Here is a 3,856-nt window from a genome sequence, read left to right on the forward strand (position 1 = left end):
CGGGGGAGCCGTTGTCCGTCAGGCCTGTGCCTCGGCTGGTGGTCACCGCCAACCAGGCAGCCATCGGTGCGGCGTGCCAAGGGCTGGGGATGACGCGGGTCCTGTCTTATCAGGTGGCGAGCAACATTGATGCGGGCGAGCTGGAAATCGTCCTGGCCGACTTCGAGCTGCCGCCCCTGCCGATCCATGTGGTGTACCAGGGCGGGCGCAATGCGCCGGCGCGGGTTCGCAGTTTCGTGGACTTCATGGTGAATGCGCTGCGGGAACACCCGGCCCTGTAACGCTGAGGCATTGTTTCGCTGATAGAAATAAAGGATTGCGTTTGCAGGTGATTCTATAGCTCCAGGCATGAGCAGAAGATGACCCCATCGGCGCCGCATAATGAGGGCGTCATTTCCCAGCGGAGTCGACCATGAACCCAATCAAGCTCTATCACTTTCCACTGTCCGGCCACGCACACCGTGTCCAATTGATGCTTTCGCTGCTCGAACTGCCTGTCGAGATTATTTTCGTCGACTTGGCCAAGGGGGCGCACAAACAGCCGGAATTCCTCGCGATCAACGCGTTCGGCCAGGTGCCGGTCCTGGACGATAACGGTGTGGTGCTGGCGGACTCCAACGCCATCCTGGTGTACCTGGCAAGCAAATACGGCCACGGTCGCTGGCTGCCGACGGACCCGGTCGGCGCCGCTCGCGTCCAGCGTTGGTTGTCGGTCGCCGCCGGTCCTTTGCATGCCGGTCCGGCCACGGCGCGCCTGATCACGGTATTCGGTGCGTCGCACAACGCCGAGGATGTGATTGCCCGGTCCCACAACCTGCTCAACGTCATCGACCAGGAACTGAGCAACAGCACCTACCTGGCGGGTGACGCGCCGACCATTGCCGACATCGCCGGCTACACCTATATCGCCCATGCGCCCGAGGGCAATGTTTCGCTGCAGGACTACGCCAACGTACGTGCATGGCTGGCGCGAATCGAGGCCTTGCCAGGGTTCGTGGGCATGCCACGGACCGCAGTGGGCTTGCAGAAAGACGCTTGAGCATCGGCCCGGTTGCGGCGAGGGTGCAATCGTCCTCGCCGCTGGTTTCTGTAAGACCAAGGAAGCGTTAATCTGCCAGCCTTTCCCGGGGTGGCTACGCTTCATGACTTTTATCCACAGGCTCTCGCTGGCTCTGGCCGCGTTGCTTTTGAGCGGCTGTGACCAGCCCGCGCCGACCGTCCTCGATCAACAACTCTATGTCTGGCAACGCCAATGGACGCCGGCCCATGAAGGCGCGTTGCGGCAGAGCCGTGGCGATTTTTCCAGCCTGCGGGTGCTGGCGTTGCAGGCGTTTCCCGGCGCCGGCTGGAGTCGCGCGCGTATCGATGCGGCGTTGCTCAAGGCTGACGGTCGACCGCTCATTGCCGTGATTCGCCTGGACGGCCAGCTCAAATCCCTCGACCAGGACGATGTGATCGCGCAGATCCAGCAATTGTTGGGCGATTGGCAAGCCCAGGGCCTGGCGCCGGTGGGGATTGAAATCGACCACGACGCCGGCAACGCACGGCTGCCAACCTATCGGACCTTCCTCGCCCGGCTCCGGCAAACCTTGCCCGCGACCTTGCAACTGAGTATCACCGCGTTGCCGGCCTGGCTCAGCAGCCCTGAACTGCCCGAACTGTTGAAGACCGTGGACAGCAGCGTCCTGCAGGTGCACGCAGTCAGCGACCCGCGCCAAGGCTTGTTCGACGCTGAACAGGCCAGGCGTTGGGCCGAGCGCTGGGGCGATGTCACCGCGCGACCGTTCTACCTGGCGCTGCCGGCCTACGGCGTGGCGCTGCTGACCCAGGAAGGCGGCGCGCCAATGGTGGAGAGCGAAGTGCCCGTCGACCGGGGCGGCGAGCGTCGGGAGTTGTTGGCCGATCCGCAAGAAGTGGCCGGGCTTGCGATGAAGCTCCGCGCCGAACCGCCCAGGCATTTGAGCGGGTTGATCTGGTTTCGCCTGCCGTTGGTGGGGGACCGGCGCGCCTGGAGCCTGACCACCCTTGGCGCGGTGGCCCGTGGCGATAGCCTGGAAAGCCGCCTGGTTGTGCAAATGGAAGAGCGGGACGGCCTCTACGATATCCACCTGGTGAACCAGGGCAATCTCGACCTGCCCTGGCCCCAGCGCCTGACCTTGGCGGTGAGAGCCTGTGACGGGGTCGATGCCCTGACAGGTTATACATTGCAACAAACCCCCGGACTGCTTACCTTCACTCGCATTCAGGAAGGCCGCTTGGCTGCCGGTGCCCAGCGGGCAATCGGCTGGGCGCGCTGTACGAAAATTGACCAAGGAGGATTCAATGTCTACCCGTAAGTGGCCTCGTCGCCTGCTGTGCCTTAGCCTCAGTTTGCCGCTGGGTCACGCGTGGGCCTGCGGGCCGGATTTTCCATTGCGCCTGCTGGATAACCGCGCCCAATCCTTGGCGGAACTGCCTGAAGGCAGCTTTCGCTTCGAGATCACTCGTCTCGGCCAGGCCATCGCCGGGTTGAAGCCGACCACGGAGGCGACGCGCAATCCTGATTACAGCTACGACGACGTTTCCTCCTACGTGGACCAGCGCACCAAGGCTGAACAGCTTGGCCTGACCCCGCCGCAACAAGCCGTGGTGGAGCGTTTGCGAGCGTTGGGCGATGTCGAACAGGTCGCCACCGAAGCGGCGAACCTGCCCGCCGAGCTGCGCTTGTACGCGGTTGGCGCGGCGGCCTTCAACGCGGGCGATCATCAGCGCGCGGTCGAGGCGTTCCAGCAATTGCTCGCGCTACCAGCCGACGAGCGCCGCCTGCGCAGTACCTGGGCGGCGTATTCCTTGGGCCGCGCGTTGTTCGCCATGAGTGCCGAGGCCGGCAGTGGCGAACCCGCTGTCTTGCTGGATCAGGCGCGGCAGGCGTTCCGCCAGGTCCGCGAGCTGAGCATTGGCGGCTTCAGCGACCCGCTGGAGTTGGGCGTCGCCAGCCTCGGCGAGGAAGCCAGGGTGGCCTACACCGCCGATGACTGGGACAGCGCCATCGGGCTGTACGCGAGTCAAAATCTGCAAGGCTCTCCGGTGGGCTACAGCTCGTTGTTGCAGCTGGCGGGCGGCTTGAGCGTCGAGCCGGAAGAACGCCTGCGAGCGTTGCTCAAGGACAAGGCGGTCCAGCGCCTGGTGACGGCTTATCTGCTCAGTCGCGTTGGCTGGTGGGACGGTGAAGAGCCGTCCGGGGAGAAAACCCTCGTCAAGCTTTTGCAAGCCAGTGCCCAAGGCAACCTGGAGGATGCCGACCGCTTGGCCGCCGTGAGTTATCAACACGGTGACTACACCAGCGCCAAAGCCTTCGTGGACAAGGCCGCAGACACCGGGCTGGCCTGGTGGGTACGGGCCAAGCTGGCGCTGCGCGACGGTGACAAGGCTGCCGCGGCGGCGGCTTATGCCAAGGCCGCCCAGGCATTTCCCAAAGACGAATCGTGGGGCGGTCGACGCACGCCGGACTGGGACTACGAGACAGTACAACCCAAATGCCGGGTCGACGGCGAAAGCGCGATCCTGGCGCTGCAACGGGGCGACTACCTGCAAGCTTTCGATCAGCTCTATCGCGGTCAGTACAATTATTGGTATGACGCGGCGACCGTCGCCGAGCGTGTGCTGACCGTCGATGAACTCAAGCAATACGTCGATGCCCAGGTCCCGGCCCCGCCGCCGTTGAGCCAGCAGGATCGAGACAATTACGTACCGTTGTCGGTGGCGGCGAATCTGCGCAACCTCTTGGGTCGTCGTTTGCTGCGCGAAGGTCGCTACGATGAAGCCCCAGCTTATTTCGATAATCCCGAGCTGCAGGCCAAGGCCCGCGCCTACGGAC

4 protein-coding genes are annotated in these 3,856 nt (G+C 64.1%); all 4 read left to right on the top strand.

Translation table 11 applies throughout. The features are described from left to right. Positions 1 to 281: LysR substrate-binding domain-containing protein (locus tag OC610_RS22805; RefSeq protein WP_264430990.1), on the top strand; the 281-nt coding region annotated here is incomplete at its 5' end. A 131-nt stretch (positions 282 to 412) separates the two neighbouring features. After that, positions 413 to 1,039 (top strand): glutathione S-transferase family protein, encoded by a 627-nt coding sequence (locus tag OC610_RS22810; RefSeq protein ID WP_264430991.1) that lies wholly within the window; start codon positions 413 to 415, stop codon positions 1,037 to 1,039. 103 nt (positions 1,040 to 1,142) lie between these two features. Further along, on the top strand, positions 1,143 to 2,336 hold the full coding sequence (locus OC610_RS22815) for a DUF3142 domain-containing protein (protein WP_264430993.1): 1,194 nt from the start codon (positions 1,143 to 1,145) through the stop codon (positions 2,334 to 2,336). Then, positions 2,323 to 3,856: hypothetical protein (locus tag OC610_RS22820; protein WP_264430995.1), on the top strand; the 1,534-nt coding region annotated here is incomplete at its 3' end. The genes OC610_RS22815 and OC610_RS22820, both read left to right, overlap by 14 nt.

Source organism: Pseudomonas agronomica (assembly GCF_025917275.1).
Lineage (GTDB): Bacteria > Pseudomonadota > Gammaproteobacteria > Pseudomonadales > Pseudomonadaceae > Aquipseudomonas > Aquipseudomonas agronomica.